This window comes from Streptomyces sp. NPDC057617 (assembly GCF_042800555.1).
In the GTDB taxonomy this organism is placed as follows: Bacteria; Actinomycetota; Actinomycetes; order Streptomycetales; family Streptomycetaceae; genus Streptomyces.
Genome location: NZ_JBHVGV010000011.1, coordinates 5454 through 23170, shown reverse-complemented (window position 1 = coordinate 23170; position 17717 = coordinate 5454). Strand labels below are relative to the sequence as shown.

General features: G+C 71.9%; 14 protein-coding genes and 1 pseudogene. 8 read left to right on the top strand and 7 right to left on the bottom strand.

Annotated features, from left to right (window positions below; genetic code table 11):
* Positions 1-30 precede the first annotated feature (30 nt).
* Entirely contained in the window at positions 31-960 is a 930-nt protein-coding gene (gene purU, locus ACFU9P_RS25530) for a formyltetrahydrofolate deformylase (RefSeq protein WP_384084867.1), read from the top strand.
* Between the two features lie 39 nt (positions 961-999).
* On the opposite strand, the gene ACFU9P_RS25525 is transcribed toward purU, so the two are convergent.
* Together ACFU9P_RS25525 and ACFU9P_RS25520 are read right to left on the bottom strand one after the other, a co-directional pair.
* Entirely contained in the window at positions 1000-2445 is a 1446-nt protein-coding gene (locus ACFU9P_RS25525; RefSeq protein ID WP_384084864.1) for a zf-HC2 domain-containing protein, read from the bottom strand.
* Positions 2442-3032, bottom strand: a complete 591-nt coding sequence (locus ACFU9P_RS25520; protein WP_376377485.1) for an RNA polymerase sigma factor — start codon at positions 3030-3032, stop codon at positions 2442-2444. Before ACFU9P_RS25520 ends, ACFU9P_RS25525 begins: the two co-directional genes overlap by 4 nt.
* 303 nt (positions 3033-3335) lie before the next feature.
* Between ACFU9P_RS25520 and ACFU9P_RS25515 the strand changes: the two genes are divergently transcribed.
* Both ACFU9P_RS25515 and ACFU9P_RS25510 read left to right on the top strand, forming a co-directional pair.
* Positions 3336-3848, top strand: a complete 513-nt coding sequence (locus ACFU9P_RS25515; RefSeq protein WP_376377487.1) for an EF-hand domain-containing protein — start codon at positions 3336-3338, stop codon at positions 3846-3848.
* 596 nt (positions 3849-4444) lie between these two features.
* Positions 4445-5005 (top strand): ATP-binding protein, encoded by a 561-nt coding sequence (locus ACFU9P_RS25510; RefSeq protein ID WP_376377489.1) that lies wholly within the window; start codon positions 4445-4447, stop codon positions 5003-5005.
* Here ACFU9P_RS25510 and ACFU9P_RS25505 read toward each other — a convergent pair.
* The gene (locus ACFU9P_RS25505; protein ID WP_384084859.1) at positions 4966-6153 is read right to left on the bottom strand and encodes a GlxA family transcriptional regulator; all 1188 of its coding nucleotides are present in this window, start codon (positions 6151-6153) and stop codon (positions 4966-4968) included. The two genes, ACFU9P_RS25510 and ACFU9P_RS25505, sit on opposite strands and share 40 nt — an antisense overlap.
* 102 nt (positions 6154-6255) lie before the next feature.
* Between ACFU9P_RS25505 and ACFU9P_RS25500 the strand changes: the two genes are divergently transcribed.
* Both ACFU9P_RS25500 and ACFU9P_RS25495 read left to right on the top strand, forming a co-directional pair.
* A complete protein-coding gene (locus ACFU9P_RS25500; RefSeq protein ID WP_376377494.1) occupies positions 6256-7515 on the top strand; it encodes an MFS transporter in 1260 nt (419 codons plus the stop codon).
* A gap of 112 nt (positions 7516-7627) precedes the next feature.
* The gene (locus ACFU9P_RS25495; protein ID WP_376377495.1) at positions 7628-8977 is read left to right on the top strand and encodes an MFS transporter; all 1350 of its coding nucleotides are present in this window, start codon (positions 7628-7630) and stop codon (positions 8975-8977) included.
* Positions 8978-9082: 105 nt separating this feature from the next.
* Here ACFU9P_RS25495 and ACFU9P_RS25490 read toward each other — a convergent pair whose 3' ends face one another.
* The 3 genes from ACFU9P_RS25490 to ACFU9P_RS25480 all read right to left on the bottom strand — a co-directional run bounded on the left by ACFU9P_RS25490 (position 9083) and on the right by ACFU9P_RS25480 (position 11989).
* Positions 9083-10231, bottom strand: coding sequence for a flavin-containing monooxygenase (locus ACFU9P_RS25490; RefSeq protein ID WP_384084855.1), 1149 nt, complete (start codon positions 10229-10231; stop codon positions 9083-9085).
* A gap of 150 nt (positions 10232-10381) precedes the next feature.
* A complete protein-coding gene (locus ACFU9P_RS25485) occupies positions 10382-11098 on the bottom strand; it encodes a pyridoxal 5'-phosphate synthase (protein WP_384084852.1) in 717 nt (238 codons plus the stop codon).
* A gap of 243 nt (positions 11099-11341) precedes the next feature.
* Positions 11342-11989: a TetR family transcriptional regulator gene (locus ACFU9P_RS25480; protein ID WP_376377501.1), complete on the bottom strand. Its 648-nt coding sequence runs from the start codon at positions 11987-11989 to the stop codon at positions 11342-11344.
* A 327-nt stretch (positions 11990-12316) separates the two neighbouring features.
* On the opposite strand from ACFU9P_RS25480, the pseudogene ACFU9P_RS25475 reads away from it, so the two are divergent.
* A pseudogene (locus ACFU9P_RS25475) lies at positions 12317-13102 on the top strand (VOC family protein); the annotation flags it as partial.
* A gap of 387 nt (positions 13103-13489) precedes the next feature.
* Positions 13490-16069: a PQQ-binding-like beta-propeller repeat protein gene (locus ACFU9P_RS25470; protein WP_384084849.1), complete on the top strand. Its 2580-nt coding sequence runs from the start codon at positions 13490-13492 to the stop codon at positions 16067-16069.
* Between the two features lie 37 nt (positions 16070-16106).
* Here the strand turns inward: ACFU9P_RS25470 and ACFU9P_RS25465 are convergent, their stop codons facing one another.
* Positions 16107-16835, bottom strand: coding sequence for a hypothetical protein (locus ACFU9P_RS25465; RefSeq protein ID WP_384084846.1), 729 nt, complete (start codon positions 16833-16835; stop codon positions 16107-16109).
* A gap of 157 nt (positions 16836-16992) precedes the next feature.
* Between ACFU9P_RS25465 and ACFU9P_RS25460 the strand changes: the two genes are divergently transcribed.
* Complete coding sequence (locus ACFU9P_RS25460; RefSeq protein ID WP_376377507.1) at positions 16993-17541, top strand: hypothetical protein; 549 nt, start codon at positions 16993-16995, stop codon at positions 17539-17541.
* Positions 17542-17717: the final 176 nt, after the last annotated feature.

Here is a 17717-nt window from a genome sequence, read left to right as displayed (position 1 = left end):
TTCCGCGGCGGTGTGGGATCCTCTGAGGTCATGAGCACCGCCCCGCAGCAGCAGCCCGCCGCGACCGCACCCGCCGCGAACGCGCCCGCGAAGCCCGAGCCGTACGCGAAGTCCGAGCAGTACGTTCTGACGCTGTCCTGCCCGGACAAGCAGGGCATCGTGCACGCCGTGTCCAGCTATCTGTTCATGACCGGCTGCAATATCGAGGACAGCCAGCAGTTCGGGGACCACGACACCGGCCTGTTCTTCATGCGGGTGCACTTCTCGGCCGGCGCGCCGGTGACCCTGGAGAAGCTGCGGGCCAGCTTCGCCGCCATCGGGGACGCCTTCCGGATGGAGTGGGAGATCCACCGCGCGGAGGAGCGGATGCGGATCGTCCTGATGGTCAGCAAATTCGGCCACTGCCTGAACGATCTGCTCTTCCGGGCCGGGACCGGCGCGCTGCCGGTGGAGATCGCGGCGGTCGTCTCGAACCACACCGACTTCGCCGAGCTGGCCGCCTCGTACGGCATTCCGTTCCACCACATCCCGGTGACCAGGGACACCAAGCCGGCCGCCGAGGCGGAGCTGCTGGAGCTGGTCCGGGCGGAGCGGGTGGAGCTGGTGGTGCTGGCGCGCTACATGCAGGTGATCTCCGACGATCTCTGCAAGCAGCTCAACGGCCGGATCATCAATATCCACCACTCCTTCCTGCCGAGCTTCAAGGGCGCGAAGCCGTACCACCAGGCGCACGCGCGCGGGGTGAAGCTGATCGGCGCCACCGCGCACTATGTGACGGCCGATCTCGACGAGGGCCCGATCATCGAGCAGGAGATCGAGCGGGTCGGCCACCAGGTCACGCCCGGGCAGTTGGTGGCGATCGGCCGGGATGTGGAGTGCCAGGCGCTGGCGCGCGCGGTGAAGTGGCACGCGGAGCACCGGATCCTGCTGAACGGGCACCGTACGGTCGTCTTCGCCTGACCCGCCCGCGGTGCTGTCGCCGGGGGTGTGACGAATATCTCAGAGGCGGCTCATCGAGGCCGCCGCCGACAGCACGTCCCGGATCGCCTCGCGGTCGCCGTCCTGCCCCGCCGCCGCTTCCTCCGGTGTGACATGCCCCGCCACGAGCTGGCAGAACTCGACCGCGTCCAGGGCGACCTGTCCCACCGAGCGCTCGGGGCAGCCCAGCGCGGCGGGGGAGTCCAGGGCGATGTACCAGCTTCCGCCGCCCGCGCCCTCCACCTCCAGCCGCAGCGACCGGCCGGGCGAGCCCGCGGTCACCAGATCCCGGGCGGGCCCGGCGAGACCGTTGCGGCGGCGGGTCGCGATGGCCGACGGCAGCACCCGGGCTGCCAGATCGATCATCCGGTGCAGATGCGCGCCGCTGGGCGGCTCGTACGGGTAGTCCACCGCCTCCGCGATGTCCGTACCGTGCACCCAGCACTCGAAGGCGCGGTCCAGCAGCGCGTCGCGCAGCGGCAGGGCGAAGAAGTCGCCGTACGACACGGAGAGTTCGGCCACCCCGCGGCCGGCGAAGGACACCGTGCGGATCAGGGTGTGGCTCTGCTCGCGCCAGGGCTCGTGGACGGCGCGGGTGGGTGGCGGCACGGCGGTCCGCCAGTAGATCTCCGTACGGTCGGTGGGGTCGTCCGGGGCGTCGGCGCCCAGCGGGTCGTCCAGACCGAGGGCGCTCGCGACCAGGCCGTCCACGGTCATGAGATGGCCGATGACCCCGGCGACGGTGGTCCTGCGCGAGACGGGCCGCTCCTCCTCGAACCATCTGAGCCGTACGGGCGCGTGCCACTCGCCGTCCCCGATGTCCCGCAGCAGCGCGTCGAGCCGCGCGGTCTCGGCGTCGTACGGAGCCGACCAGTCGGGCACGGGTATCCGGGCGGGCCTGCGGCCGAGGCAGCTCTCCAGCACCCGGGAGCGCAGCAGCGGATCGAGGTCGAGGCCGCGGTCGGTGTGCAGCAGCCCCACGGCGTCGCGGAGGCGGAGCGCCTCGTCGGCGCAGGGGGCGCACTCGGTGAGATGCTCCTCGACCAGCGCGGTCTCCTCGGCGGAGCAGGCGGCGAGGGCCCAGGCACCGAGCAGCGAGGCGAGCAGGGTGTGGGGAAGCTTGCCGGTGGACGCATTCGGCTCGTCCCGGTCTTGGCTGCGGTCCTGGTCCTGGTCCTGGTCTTGGGCTCGGCTCAGGTCTTGGCCTCGGTCCTGGATCTCGGACTGGTTCCGGTCCCGGGCCTGAGCTTCGGACTGGTCCCGGGCTTGGGTCTCGGACTGGTCCTGAGCTTGAGTCTTGGGCCGGTCCTGAGGCCCGGACTCGTCCTGAGGCTCTGGTGGCGGGGTCCGTTCATGCCGGCTCGGGGCCATGTCGTCCGCGGCCTGCCTCGGGCCCGGGATGCGCGGGGAGGCGGGCTGGCCTTTCCGGTCGCGGCCTCCCGGGCCGCCGTCCAGTGGGCCGGTCACAGGGAGCGTCCGTTTCCCGGTGGCGAAGTGCCGTCCACCGCCTGGGTGTTGGCGGTCGAGAGGAGCTGGAGTCCGAGCCGGAGCCTGCGCCGGGCCTCGTCCTCCGTGACCCCGAGATCGGCCGCGGCCTGCCGGTAGTTCCTGCGGCGGAAGTACGCCAGCTCCAGCGCGGCCCACAGCGGCGCCGGCATCGACCTGACGATGTAGTCGGCGCGGGCCGCCGCCGAGGCCCTGCGTATCTTCTCCTCCAGCTCGGCCAGTTCCTCGGCCGTGCCCTCGCCGTTCGCCTCGTACGCCGCCGCCTCGGTCTGCCGGAACCGGCGTACGGCGGTCTCGCGGGTGATTCCGGCCACCCAGGACCGCATCGAGCCCTGCTTCGGGTCGTACGTTCCCGGGTTGTCCCAGACATGGGCGAAGACTTCCCGGGTCACGCGGTCCGCCGCCTCGCTGTCGTCGAGGACACGGTTCGCCAGGCTGTGCACCAGCGGCGCGAACCGGTCGTACAGCTCACCGAGCGCGGCTGCCTCACCCCGCGCGAGCCGCTGCTGCATCCTGCGGTCCCACCGGGGCGGAGTGTCCTTCGCCATACGACCCCCAGCCCTGTTCCTGCGCCCGTCCGTCCGCCCCTGCCACCAACATGCCGTACCTGTCGAAGCCCGCCGTCCCTTCGAATGTAGTGGGCGGCGCCCAGGACACACGCCCCTTTGTGGCAAGTGCGCCCCCACGGCACTCATCACGTTTCGGACGGGCTCAACGGGGCAGGCGCGGCATGTGTCCGGACAGCGGGCCGGACAGTTTCGGACGGCTTCGGGCAGCTTCGGAACACCGGGCCCCGGCCCCTCCACGCCACAGAGGCGCGCGGGGGCCGTCCGTCGTCGTACCCTCCGGGGATGGACAGCGCAGAGTACGAGGGCAAGATCGCCTCCCGGTTCGCAGCCTTCGACCAGGACGGCAGCGGTTATATCGACCGCGAGGACTTCAGCGGTGCGGCGGCGGCACTGCTGGCCGAGTTCGGCACGACCGCACGCTCCGACAAGGGCCAGGCCCTCTACAACGGGGCCGAGGCGTTCTGGCAGGGCATGGCCGGGATCGCGGATGTGGACGGCGACCAGCGGGTCAGCAGGCAGGAGTTCGTGACGGGCGCGGTGAAGCGGCTGCGGGACAACCCCGAGCGGTTCGCCGAGATCGCCCGGCCGTTCCTGCGCGCGGCGATCGCCGTGGCCGACGAGGACGGCACCGGGGTGACCCGCGCGGCGGCCGAACGTGCGCTGCTGGTGCTGGGGGTCGGCGCGGAGGCGGCGGCGATGGTGGCCGAGCGGCTCGACGCGGACGGCGACGGCAGGATCCACGAGGAGGAGATCCTGGCCGGCTTCGCCGCGTACTACGTCACACCGGAACCCTGACCGGCCGGGGCCGGTGACTGATCCGGCCCCGCTCGTCCGTCGCGGCTGGTCGGCCGTGGCTTGCCGGCTGCGACTGGTCCGTCGTGGCTTGTCCGTTTTCATGCGTTCTTTTATGCGTTCTTTCATGCGCCCGCCTCGCCGGGAAAGTTCTCGCGTCGGCGAAAAGTTCTGGCCTCAGCGTTCTGCTGCGTCACCGTGTGTGCCGACACGGCCGTTTCACGGTCGATACCGGGTTGTGTCCTTACGGCGGGCCGTCACAGGCCGGAGTCGCCCCGGGCTCCGGTACGCTCCATGGGGTGCGAGAGCTTGTGAGGCGCGAGGATCGCGGTGCTGCCAGGAGGGCGGCTCCGGGACCGGGGATGTGCGCCGCTCGCGCGGTACGGAGGCGCCGTACGCCCCCATGTTCGACTCCCCGCAGCGTGCGTCGCACAGTATGCAGCACGCGTACTCCTTCGCGCTGGAATATGCCCGAAGCGCTTGTTGCGGTGACTGTACGTCAACCATGCTGTCTCGCAAGGGCATCACGTTCAGTGATCCTGTCGAGGACCTTGTCGAGGCGCGAGGCGATGTGTCCGCCGGTTCGGATGGTGTGAGCGGTGCAGGTGCTTCAGGTTCAGTTGGAGGTCGGGCCCGACCCGGCGGAGGTGGGGCGTGCGCGCCGGTGGGCCAGGTCCCGGCTCGTCGGCTCGGGGATAGGGGATGACGAACCGGTCGCGGAGACGCTGATCCTGCTCATCTCCGAGCTGGTCACCAATGCCGTGGTGCACACCGGCTGTCCGGCCGTGCTGCGGATGCGGTTCGGACCCGGCGGGGCCGAGGCCGGCACTGTACGGGTCGAGGTCGCCGACGCGAGCGCGTGTCCGCCGCGGCCGCGCCACGCGGAGGGCGACGACACCAACGGCCGCGGTCTGGAGCTGGTCGACGGACTGGCCGACCGGTGGGGCTGGCAGCCCGAGGGCGCGGGCAAGCGGATCTGGTGCGAGGTCGACCGGCTGGCGCCGGAGCGCGCGCCGGGCGCGTACGAACCGGCCGCGTATGAGCCCCGGCCCGCCACGAACGGGACCGCCTATGAGACCCGGCCGCCCGCGGGCGGCGGTGGCGGCGGGGCGCGTCCTGCCTACAAGCGGTCCTCCTGCGTGGTGCCGCGTCCCGCCTGACGTCCCGGTACTTGACCCGGTGCTTGACCGTCCTGCGTCCGATGGTCCTGCGCGTTGTCCGGCCGTACCCCTGGTTGTGTTCCCGCTTGTGTCCCCGCGCGGAACGTACGCCGGTAGACCGTCGGTGCGACACCCAGTGCCGACTGGAGGTGCTGGCGCATCGACTGCGCCGTACCGAACCCCGAGTCCCGCGCCACCTGATCGACCGACAGGTCCGTCGACTCCAGGAGATGCCGGGCCCGTTCGACCCGCTGCCGCACCAGCCACTGCCCGGGGCTGATCCCCGCCTCCTCACGGAACCTGCGCGTGAACGTCCGTACGGACATGGCCTCCTGCTCCGCCATGTCGCGCAACTGGATCGGCTCATGGAGGCGCGTGAGCGCCCAGGTCCTGGCGGCGGCGGTGGTCGCGAGCTGGGGTTCGGGGAGCGGTCGCTGTATGTACTGGGCCTGGCCGCCGTCCCGGTGGGGCGGTACGACCGTACGGCGCGCCACGTCGTTGGCGACCGCCGCGCCGTGGTCGCGGCGCACGATATGCAGACAGAGGTCTATCCCGGCGGCGACACCGGCCGAGGTCAGCACATCGCCGTCGTCGATGAACAGGACGTCCGCGTCGACCCTGATGCGCGGGAACAGGCTCTGGAAATGGGCGGCGTGGAACCAGTGGGTGGTCGCGGGCCGGCCGTCCAGGAACCCCGCGGCGGCCAGGACATAGCTGCCGGTGCAGATGGAGACCATGCGGGTGCCCGGGCGCAGATGCGCGAAGGCTGCCTTCAGCTCCTCGGAGAGGATGCCCTCCTTGTAGACCGGACCGAGTCTGTACGAGGCGGGGACGATCACGGTGTCGGCGGTGGCGAGGGCCTCGGGGCCGTTCTCGACGAGGATGGAGAAGTCCGCTTCGGTACGGACGGGGCCCGGCGGGCGGACGGAGCAGGTGACGATCTCGTACAGCGGCCGGTCCGCGGAGTCGCGGGCGCGGCCGAAGATCCGCTGGGGGATGCCCAGTTCGAAGGGGAGCAGGCCTTCGAGGGCGAGGACGACGACCCGGTGGGGGCGAGTGCGGGCGCCGGTGCCGGTGCCGATGCCGAAGTCGCGGCCGGTGCCGGTGCCAGGGCTGGTGCCGGGCGGGTCCCGGTCCTGGTCCTGCATGGGGTCCTCCAGTCTGCTGTGTTGGGCGCGGGGGCTTGCCGGCGGTCCGCTCCGTGGATGCGTGTTGGAGGGCCGGACCGGCGCTTGATATCAGTCACCTCTGTGACTCAGAATCGCGCGGCGGCCCAGACCATTCCCGAGCCGGACATTCCCGGTGACCCACTGGAGACGGTGGGGCTCACCCTCTGGAACCGTAACTTCCGGCTCTTCTTCCTCGCCCGTACCGTCGCGCGCTTCGGTGACGGGATGGTGCCGGTCGCGCTCGCCGCCGGGCTGCTCGACGCGGGGTACGGCGCCTCCTCCGTGAGCTTCGCGCTCGGCGCGTGGATGGCGTGCTTCGCGGGCTTTGTGATCATGGGCGGGGTACTGGCCGACCGGTTCACCCCGCGCCGGATGATGGTGCTGGCCGACGTGGTACGGGTGGTGGGCACCGTGGTGCTGGCCTGCGCGTTCGTCCTGGGGCCGCCCTCGCTGTGGCTGGTGTACGCGCTGAGCGCGCTCAGCGGGCTCGGCGCGGCGATCTTCCAGCCGGGCGTGGCCAGCATGCTGCCGCTGATGGCGCCCGACGTACAGCGCGGGAACGCGGTCCTGCGGGTCGCCGAGTCGCTGACCACGATGGCGGGGCCGGCGGTCGCGGGCGGACTGGTCGGGTTCGGCGGTCCCGGGCTGATCTTCGGGGTCAACGCGGCGACCTTCGCGGTCTCCGCGGTGTGTCTGTTCCTGATCCGGATGCCGTCCGTGGCGCCGGTCGTCGGGGAGTCGATGCTCGCCGAACTGCTGGGCGGCTGGCGGGAGTTCAGGGCGCGGTCCTGGCTGTGGGGGGTGATCGCGGTCTGGTCGGTGTACGGGATCACCGTGCTCGGCCCGATCACTCCGCTGGAGGCGGTGGTCGTCACCGAGCGGCACGGCTCGGCGATGTTCGGCCTGATGATGGCGGTCACCGGCGCGGGCAACGCGGCGGGCGGGCTGCTGGCGATGCGGGTAAGACCGCGCAGACCGCTGTTCGCGGGGACGTTCGCGCTGTTCGCGGTGGTCGCGAACGTACTGGTGCTGGCGTACGACGTGCCGGTGCCGGTGCTGGCGGCGGGGTTCTTCCTGGGGGGTGTGGCGCTGGCGTTCTGGCTGGTGATGTGGTCCACGACGGTCCAGACGCAGGTCCCGGCGGAGGCGCTGAACCGGCTGCACGCGTATGACGTGGCGGGCTCGCTGATCATGCTCGCGGTGGGGCGGGCGCTGGCGGGCCCGGTGGCGGAGGCGGTGGGGGTGCGCGAGGTGCTGGTGGCGGGGGCGGTGATCAATGTGGGGGTGTGCGGGGTGCTGCTCGCGGTGCCGGCGATCCGGTGTCTGCGGCGGGCGGAGTAGGGGCGGTCTGCGGCGGGGCCGGCGGGCCTGGGGCGGCGCATGGCCCGATCCTAGCGAATGCTGTCCTTCGGGCCACTCGTAAGGACTGTTCCGTCCATCGATCCTGTCTGACGTGACACAGTCAACCGAACTTCCCGCTCAGGACGACGCGGGCCGTACCCCGGCCGCCTCCGGCACTTCCCGTACGCCTGGGGCACCTCGTACCCCCGGACGTATCCACCGGGCGTGGTTCGTCGCCGTCGTCACCTTTGTGACGATCATCGGCGCCGCGGCCTTCGCCTCGCTCCCCGGTCTGCTGATCGACCCGCTGCACCAGGAGTTCGAGTGGTCGCGCGGCACGATCGGCTTCGCGGTCTCGGTCAATCTGGCGCTGTACGGGCTGACGGCACCGTTCGCCGCGGCGCTGATGGACCGGTTCGGCATCCGCCGGGTGGTGGCCGTCGCGCTGACGGTCATCGCGGTCGGGTCGGTGCTGACGGTGTGGATGACCGCGGCCTGGCAACTGGTGCTGTACTGGGGGGTTCTGGTCGGCCTGGGCAGCGGCTCGATGGCGCTGGCCTTCGCGGCGACGGTGACCAACCGCTGGTTCGTGGCGCGGCGCGGGCTGGTCACGGGGATCCTCACGGCGGCGGGCGCGTCCGGGCAGTTGGTGTTCCTGCCGCTGCTGTCCTGGCTGGTGGAGCACCACGGCTGGCGGCCAGCCGCGGTGACGGTCGCGCTGGCGGCGCTGGCGGTGGTCCCGTTCGTCTGGCTGCTGCTGCGGGACCACCCGGCGGACGTGGGGCTGCCGGCGTACGGGGCGGAAGAGTTCGTACCCAAGCCGGCGCCGGTGCCGGGCGCGGCACGGCGGGCGGTCTCGGTGCTGCTGTCGGCGGCGCGTACGGGGCCGTTCTGGCTGCTGGCCGGTACGTTCGCGATCTGCGGCGCGTCCACGAACGGCCTGGTCAAGACCCATTTCGTACCGGCCGCGCATGACCATGGCATGCCGATTACGGCGGCGGCTTCGCTGCTGGCGGTGATCGGTGTGTTCGATGTGGTGGGGACGGTCGCGTCGGGCTGGTTCACGGACCGCTTCGAGGCGCGGCGGCTGCTGGCGGTGTACTACGCGCTGCGCGGGATCTCGCTGCTGTTCCTGCCGATGCTGCTGGCCCCCTCGGTGCACCCGCCGATGCTCTTCTTCATCGTCTTCTACGGCCTGGACTGGGTGGCGACGGTGCCGCCGACGATCGCCCTGTGCCGCGAGCACTACGGCGAGGACAGCGCGATCGTCTTCGGCTGGGTCCTCGCGTCCCACCAGGTGGGCGCGGCGGTGATCGCCTTCGCGGGCGGGCTGGCCCGGGACGTCTTCGGCTCGTACGACATGGTCTGGTACGCCTCGGGCGCGCTGTGCGCGGCGGCGGCGCTGATGGCGCTGGTCATCCGGCGGCCGGGGGTACCGAAGGCGCTGCCGGTTCCGGCCTGAGGGCGCGCGTCGGGCCTGAGGGCGCGAGTCCCGGCTGAGGGCCGTGTCCTCAATCGCCGGACGGGCTTGTTTCCGGTCTCAGGCCGGACGGGCTCATTTCCGGTCTCAGCGGGTCAGGGCCTTGGCTATGCGGTGGGCGTCCCTTGCCAGTTCTCGGAGCATGCCGCTGATGGGGTTGGTGAAGCCGGTGAAGTAGAGGCCCGGGGCATCGGGCGAGGTGTGCGGGCCGTGGGATCGGGGGCGGCCGGCGGGGGTGAGGACGTCGAGGGGGCCGAGCAGGGGTTCCAGGGCCCGGTCGTAGCCCGTCGCGGCTATGACCGCCTCGGGGGTGATGCGGGTGCCGTCCGCCAGGACCACCTTGTTCTGGTCGAAGGACTCGACCGCCGCCACCGGCTCGACCCGGCCCGTCCGTACCGCGTCGATCAGGCCCACGTCCTGCACTGGGATCGCGCCCTGGCGGACGCGGGTGTACAGGCCCGTGTCCGGGCGCGGCAGGCCGTACGACGACAGGTCGGGGACGGAGAGCCGCGCCATGCCCGCCGCCGCGATGTTCACGAACCAGGCCGGCAGCCGCCGTACCAGGATCCCCGTCCGCTGGGCCGGCCAGCCCGCCGTGGAGCGGCGCACGATGTGCGGGGCGGTACGGACCGCCAGCCGTACCCGCGCCGCGCCGCCCTCGGCCAGATCGACCGCGATCTCCGCGCCCGTATTGCCGACGCCGACGACCAGCACGTCCTTGCCCGCGTACGGCCCGGCATTGCGGTACGCGCTCGCGTGCAGCAGCTCGCCGTCGTACGACTCGACGCCCGGCCAGGACGGTATCCGCGGCGTGTGGTTGTAGCCGGTGGCCACCACGACCGCCCGGCCGGTCAGCTCCCGCCCGCCCGTGGCGTGCAGCAGCCAGCCCGTGCCGTCGGGGGCGGGCTCGATCCGGCTGACCTCCACCCCGGTGACGATCTCCAGCTTGTGGAGCTCCGCGTACTTCTCCAGATAGCGGACCATGTCCGCGCGCGACACCCACCGTCCGAACGACCGCGGCATCTTCAGCCCCGGCAGCGCCGAACCGCGGCGGGTGGTGTGCAGCCGCAGCCGGTCGTAGTGGCCGCGCCAGGAGGCCCCGACCGCGCCGGACTTCTCCAGGACGACGGCCCGCGCGCCCCGCCGGCGCAGCATGACGGCGACGGCGAGCCCGCCTGGGCCACCGCCGATGACATATACGGGGCGGTCGTCGGTGCGGTCGAAATCGTCGGGCATGAGAGCTGAGCGTAATCGAACCATCACGTGATGGGTCTCGGTCGGACCGGAATACGGTTGCAAATCGATCACGCCCCGGCCGTACGGTGAGCATGTGGTGCGGAGCCGGTGAACATCATCCCGGCGAGCCGGTGAATAGTGCACCAGCCGCTACGGCCAGAGCAACTCCCGTACCCACGCGTCCCCTTCGCGCCGGTAGCGCAGCCGTACATGCCGCCGTTGGGCTTCGCCCTGGAAGAACTCCACCTCGTCCGGCACCAGTACGTACGCCGTCCACGACGCCGCCTCCGCGTCCGGCTCGCGCCGTGCCCGCTGCCAGGCCGCCTCGCTCGCCTCCGCCAACTCCCGGGCCGAGCCCAGCACTTCGCTCTGCCGCCCCACCAGCGCCGCGGCCAGCGCGCCCGTCGAGCGGGCGTGCAGATCGGCGCTGCTCTCCTCGGGCCCGGCGGTACGGACGGCTCCCCGGATCCGTACGGCACGCCCCTGCGCCGGCCAGTAGAAGCCGAGCGCGGCTTCGGGGTGTGCGGCGAGCTGCCGGCCCTTGCGGCTGGTCGCGTGCGAGGCGAAGTGCCAGCCGCGGGCGTCCGCGTCGTGCAGCATCAGGGTCCGTACGTCCGGCCGCCCCCGCTCGTCGGCGGTCGCCAGCGTCATGGTGTGCGGCTCGGGCTGGCCGGCCGCCACGGCCTCGGCGAACCAGCGCCGGAACAGCGGCAGCGGCCCGGCGGGCGCGGTGGCCGGGTCGAATACGGGCAGCTCGCCGGTGTCCCAGACGGGCTGGGCGCGCAGCAGGGTCCGGAAGGCGTCCTGCCGGCTGGCTTCGGAGGCTGCTTCGGAGGCTTCGGTGCCGTTCTCGTCGCTGTTGTTCATAGGAAGGCGCTGCTGTTCATGGGGAGGTTCATGGGGAGGTGCTGCTGTCCGTGGGGAGGCGCGGCCGGTTCCTTGTGGGACGTGGTGTGAAACGTGGTCCGGACACGGGAGCGCCGACAGGGATCGTCTGTGTGATCCACCGTCGGCGTGACAGGGCAGTGCATGACAGGGCAGTGCGTGACAGGACAGTGAGGGGCACGCCCGTACCGTGCCCGCCGGCCGGTGCGCCGGCGCGTTCGGACGCTACTTCGTGGGCTTCCTTCCGGTGATGCCGAGATGGACCAGCAGCGCGAGATTCGGCTTCAGCTCGGCCTGCTTGACGCCCCAGCTCTGGAAGTTCTTCTGGTGCGAGGCCACCGACGAGAGCATCACGACCAGCGAGCCCGCCAGCGCCGCCGGGTTCACGTCCTTGTCGACCCGGCCCTTGGCCTGAAGCTCCTTCACGGACTCCGTGAGGGAGTTGGTGACCGAGTTGAGGATCCGCAGCCGGATGCGGTTGAACCGCTTGTCGCCCTCCGCCGCGCCCAGATCGACCACACGGAGGATCGCGTCGTGTCTACGCCAGAAGTCGAGGAACCCCTCGACCAGTTCCTCAGAGGTCTGCCAGCCCGCCTTGCCCGCCCAGGAGCGGCCGGAAACCAGCGCCGTCAACCCGGCGCCTTCCTTGGCCATTTCCTCGGCGATCTCCAGGACGGCGCCCTCGACGTCCGGAAAGTACTGGTAGAAGGTCGCGGGTGACGTGCCCGCCCGGCGGGCGACGTCGATGACCTTGACGTCCCGGTACGGCGAGGAGCTGAGCATCTCGCCGAGGCAGTCGAGCAGCTTCTGCCGCGTCGCCTGCCCGCGCCGACCAGCCACCCGGCCGTCGACGGTGCGCACTTGTCCTGTCATGCCGTCAGCTTACCGAGGGGTGATCCCAGCGCGATTTGGCCGAGTGCAAATGGGGAACCGGCCACTCCGCGCACCGGCTGTGCGTGCGGTCGGTTATCCCCAGGCACCACTCACGAGTGAATAGTGTTATCAACAGCCTGTGGATAACTTCGGTGGACAACTCGCGGTGGCGAGGGGCTCACGCTGCGATACTTGAGCAATTGTTCTAATTTCTCCTGTGCGCTCCCGGCCCAGGCCCATTAGCTTGGCTGTGACGGGCGCCACAGGGCACGCACCGGCATGCACAGGGCACGCACAGGGCACGCACAGGGAAGGACGGATCCGGCCATGGCCGAGTTCGCGGAGGGCACACCCTGCTGGGTGGATGCGGCGCTTCCCGATCTCGCGGCGGGCAAGCGATTCTACGGGGAGCTGTTCGGCTGGACCTTCGAAGCGGGGGACCCCGGAGCCCCCGGGCACGGCCACTGCGTGACCGCCTTCAGCGACGGCAAGCGGGTCGCCGGTCTCGTCGCCAAGCGGGACGGCCGGATGCCCACTGTCTGGGGTGTCTACTTCGCCGCCGCCGACGCCGCCGCGCTCACCGACCGGATCATCCGCGCGGGCGGCCGGCTCGTACGGCCCCCGACCCCCGTCGGGCACCTCGGCGTGCTCGCCCAGGCCGCCGACCCGGCCGGCGCGGTCTTCGGCCTCTGGCAGGCCGGGGACGAAGCGGGCTTCGAGAAGCGCGGCCTCCCCGGATCGTTCTGCTGGACCGAGGTCTACACACGGGACAAGGAGCGCGTCGATCCCTTCTACGAAAGAGTCTTCGGCTTCCTGGGCGCGGATGTGCCCGACGGGGCCGTCGACTTCCGTCTGTGGTTCCCGGCCGGTACGGGTACGGAGCCGGGCGCGGTCGGGGCCGCCGGCGCGATCGGCGGACGCAGTGTCATCACGGACGCTTTTCCCGCGGAGATGCCGGGCCATTTCCTCATCTACTTCGCCGTGGCGGACTGCGACGAGACCGCGGAGGCGGTCGTCCGGCTCGGCGGCCGGGTCACCACACCGCCGTTCGACATCGAGTCGGGCCGGATGGCCGCGCTGATGGACAACCAGGGCGCCGCGTTCGCCGTACTGGCAGAGTCTGATCCGTACGGACGGCAGTACGGACAACGGTACGGACAGCAGAGCGCGCCCGAGGCCGGTTCCACAGGGCGTCAGGAGCCGGAACGTCAGGAGCCGGAGCGTCAGGAAGCAGAACGTCAGGAGCCGGGGCGTCAGGAGCCGGAAACGGAGCCCGGACAGGACGCCGGGCGGACCCGCGGCCGGGCTTGGATCGGCCGCGGAAGAGCGGGAGAACGGCGGTAAACGGGCGATCAGCGGCAAAGGTGTGACACATGTGGTGTCCGGATCGAGGTGAGACACCCCGATCCGCCCCCGGGTTCGCAACCGGTGCCTCAGACAGGAAGAATCAGGGGGCACGGGGCCGTACCTTGGTGGCCCGTACGGGGAGGTGGCAGGCAAGTGGAGCAGCTTACGCAGCACGATCCGAGACGCATCGGCCCTTTCGAGGTGCTGGGGCGGCTCGGGGCCGGCGGCATGGGGCTGGTCTATCTCGCGCGCTCGGCGTCGGGGCGCCGGGTGGCGATCAAGACCGTACGGACCGAGCTGGCCGAGGACCAGTTGTTCCGGGTCCGCTTCACCCGGGAAGTGGAGGCCGCGCGGGCCGTCAGCGGGTTCTACACCGCGGCGGTCGTGGACGCCGACCCGCGGGCCGCGGTGCCCTGGCTGGCGACGGCGTACGTACCCGCCCCCTCGCTCGAAGAGATGGTCAACGAGTGCGGCCCGATGCCCGCCCAGGGCGTGCGCTGGCTGGCGGCGGGGATCGCCGAGGCGCTCCAGTCGATCCATGGCGCCAATCTCGTCCACCGCGATCTGAAGCCGTCCAATGTGCTGGTGGTGGAGGACGGGCCGCGGGTCATCGACTTCGGGATCGCCTCCGGGGTCTCAAACACCCGGCTGACGATGACCAATGTGGCCGTCGGCACGCCCGCGTACATGTCGCCGGAGCAGGCGCGGGACTCGCGCAGTGTGACGGGCGCGAGCGATGTCTTCTCGCTCGGTTCGACCCTGGTCTTCGCCGCCACCGGGCACGCGCCGTTCCACGGTGCGAACCCGGTCGAGACGGTCTTCATGCTGCTGCGTGAGGGGCCCGATCTGGAGGGGCTGCCGGAGGAGCTGCGGCCCCTGATCGAGTCGTGCATGCAGATGGACGCCACGCGCCGGCCCTCGCCCGCCGATCTCCAGGCCCAGCTCGCCCCGCATCTCTTCGCGTCGGGCAGTGACGACAGCGGTACGGCCTCGGCGTGGCTGCCGGATCTCGCCACCGCGATGATCGAGCGGCGCAGGGCCGGGGGACGGGTGCCCGCGGGGGCGGTACGGCCCGCCGAGCCCGCGGCCGTACCGGCTCCCGTACCGCCGCCGCCCGCGCACCGGCCCGCGCCGCCCGCGCAGGCCCCGGACTGGGACTCCGCGTGGCGCCCGGAAGGGGGCGGCGGCCGGCACGGCGGGCCGCGGGGCGCCGAGCGCGAGGGCGGGCATCAGGGGGCGGGCCACCGGGACGGCGCGCATGCGGGCGGTGGCCGGCACGGCGGGCGGCCCGAGGCGCTTGCCGCGGCGGCCTCCGCTGCTGCCCCGCCCGCCGCTCCGGACCGGCCGCCCGGGGCCGCCGGTCCGGTACAGCTGTCCGGCTCGCCGGTGCCGATCGGTCCTGGACCCCGGGTCGCGGACACCCGCGCCGCCGGCGGCGGTATGGCGGGGGGTATGGACGCCGGAGCGGGCCCGGCCACCGGCTGGATCCGCCCGCCGGCCGGGCTGAACGGTACGGAGGCGCTCGCCGGCCCAGTACCGCCCCCCGGGCCTCCCGCCGTACCGCCGCCCACGCAGCCGCCCGACACGGCGGCGGCTTCGGCCCGCTGGCGGCCCTGGCGGTTCCGGATGTCCAACGACGTCTGGGGGACCCCGGTCGTCGACGGCGATCTGCTCTATGTCACCTCCTTCGAGGTGCACGCGCTGGACGTGGGCTCCGGCCGCCGCCAGTTCAAGACCCGGGACGTGGCCTGGGCGATGGCCGTCGCCGGGGGCCGGATCCACGCCTCCGACGGCCCGACGCTGTACGCGCTGGACGGCAAGGACGGCAGTGAGCGGTGGCGGCTCAGGACCGACGCGTGGGTGTACTCGCTCAAGGTCGACCGCGGCACGGTCGTCACCGGGACCCGCGGCGGCGGCGTCCAGGCCTGGGAGGCGTCCAGCGGCGAGAAGCTGTGGGAGACCGGCGGGGCGCAGACCGACTTCGAGACCCCGGAGGCCGGGCCCGCGATCTCGGACGGCATGGTCTATGTGTGGAAGGACGCCCGGCTCCAGGCGCTGGACGCGCGCTCGGGCGCCGAGGTCTGGTCGTATCCCATCGGCGACGCGGCCTCCTGCGGGGGCGTTCCCGTACGGGTGAGGCCCGCGCAGGACGGGCAGCTCTATGTCTCGGCCGGTACGCGCGTGCTGTCGGTCGACATCTCCACCGGGCGGGTGCGCTGGCACTTCGAGGCGCCCGCGGTCTTCCTCTCCCCGCCGGCCTTCGCGCCGGGGCCCGCGGTCACGGGCGGCGGGGTCTATCTGGCCGACTACCTCGGTACGGTGTACGCCCTCGACGCCACGACGGGCAAGGACCGCTGGCGTATCGCGACGGAGTCGCGGCAGTCGATCGAACCGGTGCTGGTCGCCGACGGGAATGTGCATGTCGGCAGCGGCAGCGCGCTCTACACGCTGGACGCGGTGACGGGCACGCCGAAGTGGCGCTTCGCGGCGGGCGGCGAGGTCATCGGCGCTCCGGTGGTCGCGGACGGCAGGCTGCACTTCGGCTCGGCGGACCATGTGCTGTACACGCTGGACGCGAGCGGCGGGCAGTTGCGCTGGAAGCTGGCGACGGGCGGCGAGATCACGGGGTCGCCGGTGGCGCGGCGGGGTGTGGTGTACGCGTGCAGCAAGGACCGGTGTGTGTACGCGCTGGACGCGGTGAAGGGGACGGCGACGGGGCGAGGGGCGCGGTAGCGCGGCTTCGGGTACGGCGGCTCAGCGGTAGCGCGGCTCAGCGGTGCGGGGGGTCGTCGTTCCGGGGTTCCTGCACGGGCAGTGACTGGGTGTCGCCGTCCTGCGAGGGCTCGGGCGGCTGCGGAGGTCCGTACTTGTGGGGTCCCTCCCAGGGATGCCTGTACCCCGGGGGGTGGTACTGCTCTCCGTACTGCTGCTCGTACTGTCCGTACTGCTGCCTCGGGTCCGGGTCGTACGGTTGCGAGCCGTACGGATGCGAGCCGTACGGTCCCCAGTCGTCCTCCTGCGCGACGGGCGGCCCGGGCTCCGGCGGGGCGAGGGCCGAGTACGGGGTGTGCGGCTCCGGGGACCGTGCGTGGCGGCCGCTCATCACCAGCGAGGCGAGCAGGAGCAGCACGCCGCCGCCGAGTGCGTACGCGAGGCCGATGTCCAGCCCGGAACCGTTCCCGCCGACGCTGAGCCCGCCCGACGCCTGGCCCTGGCGCACCATCCACAGCACGGTGAAGCCGAGGACGACCAGCCCGGCCAGCGCCGTCAGCAGCCGCGGGCGCAGTGCCAGGGCGATCAGGGTGAGCAGGGCGGCGAAGGCGAAGGGCAGCAGCAGGGAGGTCGCGAGGGCGGAGCCGGTGGCGGTGATGCCGTTGAACAGGTCGGCGACGCGGTAGTCCTGGCCCTGGCGCCCGTCGAACCAGTCGAGGAAGACGCTCAGTACGGCGGCCGCCGCTCCGGCCAGGGCGAGGATCGAACCGATGGCGTTACGGACCATCGCCGCCTCCTGACCCCGGACATCCCGCTCCGGTGCACGACGCTACGCCGGGTCCCCGGGGCGCGCCACGCGACGGCGGGCGCTGTTAGGGTGTCGCGATTGACAGGTCCATGGAGGCTGTGGGGGCCATGGGGACAACGGGGGAAGGACTTCGGTCTTGCTGCGTCGACATGCGAAATTGACGGCCGTGCTGGTCGTGGTGGTGCTGGCCCTGACGGGTTTCTCGTCGGGGTCGGGCAAGGGGTCCGGGTCGAGGTCGGGGAAGAGCAAGGGTTCTAGCAGTAGCGGCGGTGGCTGCTCCAGCTCCAAGAAGAAGAACAACGGGTACGTGGGCGCGGGCGCGGGGTCGGACTACGACTACGACGACGACTACTCCACCTCGTCCGGCGGCTCGTCCACGTCCGGCTCCACGGCGTCGTCCTCGGACGGCGTCCGGGTCACGATGATCACGTGCGCCCGCAAGGCGAGCGGCAAACGGAGGGCCGTCACGTACGCGAGCGTCATGGTGACGACGGACCCGGGCGTCTCGGGCACCTACGAGGTCGACGTCGACTTCAAGGACGCGTCGGGCCGGGTCGTCGACAACGCCGACACGGAAGTGACCCTGACGAGCGGCGACACGCAGACGCTCCGCGTCCCGATGGACTTCCCGAACGAGGTGTCCAAAGTCCGCACCTGCGAACCCCGGGCAACCCCGGCGATCTGACCCTTCCCGGCCGGCCCGGCCCACCGGGCCCACCCGGCCCGCGAACACCCGCAGGGGGCCAAGCGACGCGCTTGGCCCCCTGCGGCTTTCCCCCGTGCTGCGGCTTTCCCCCGGATGTATCGCGGTCGCGGCGGGTCCCCCTCCACATCCCCGCAGTCACTCCCCCCCCGGGACTG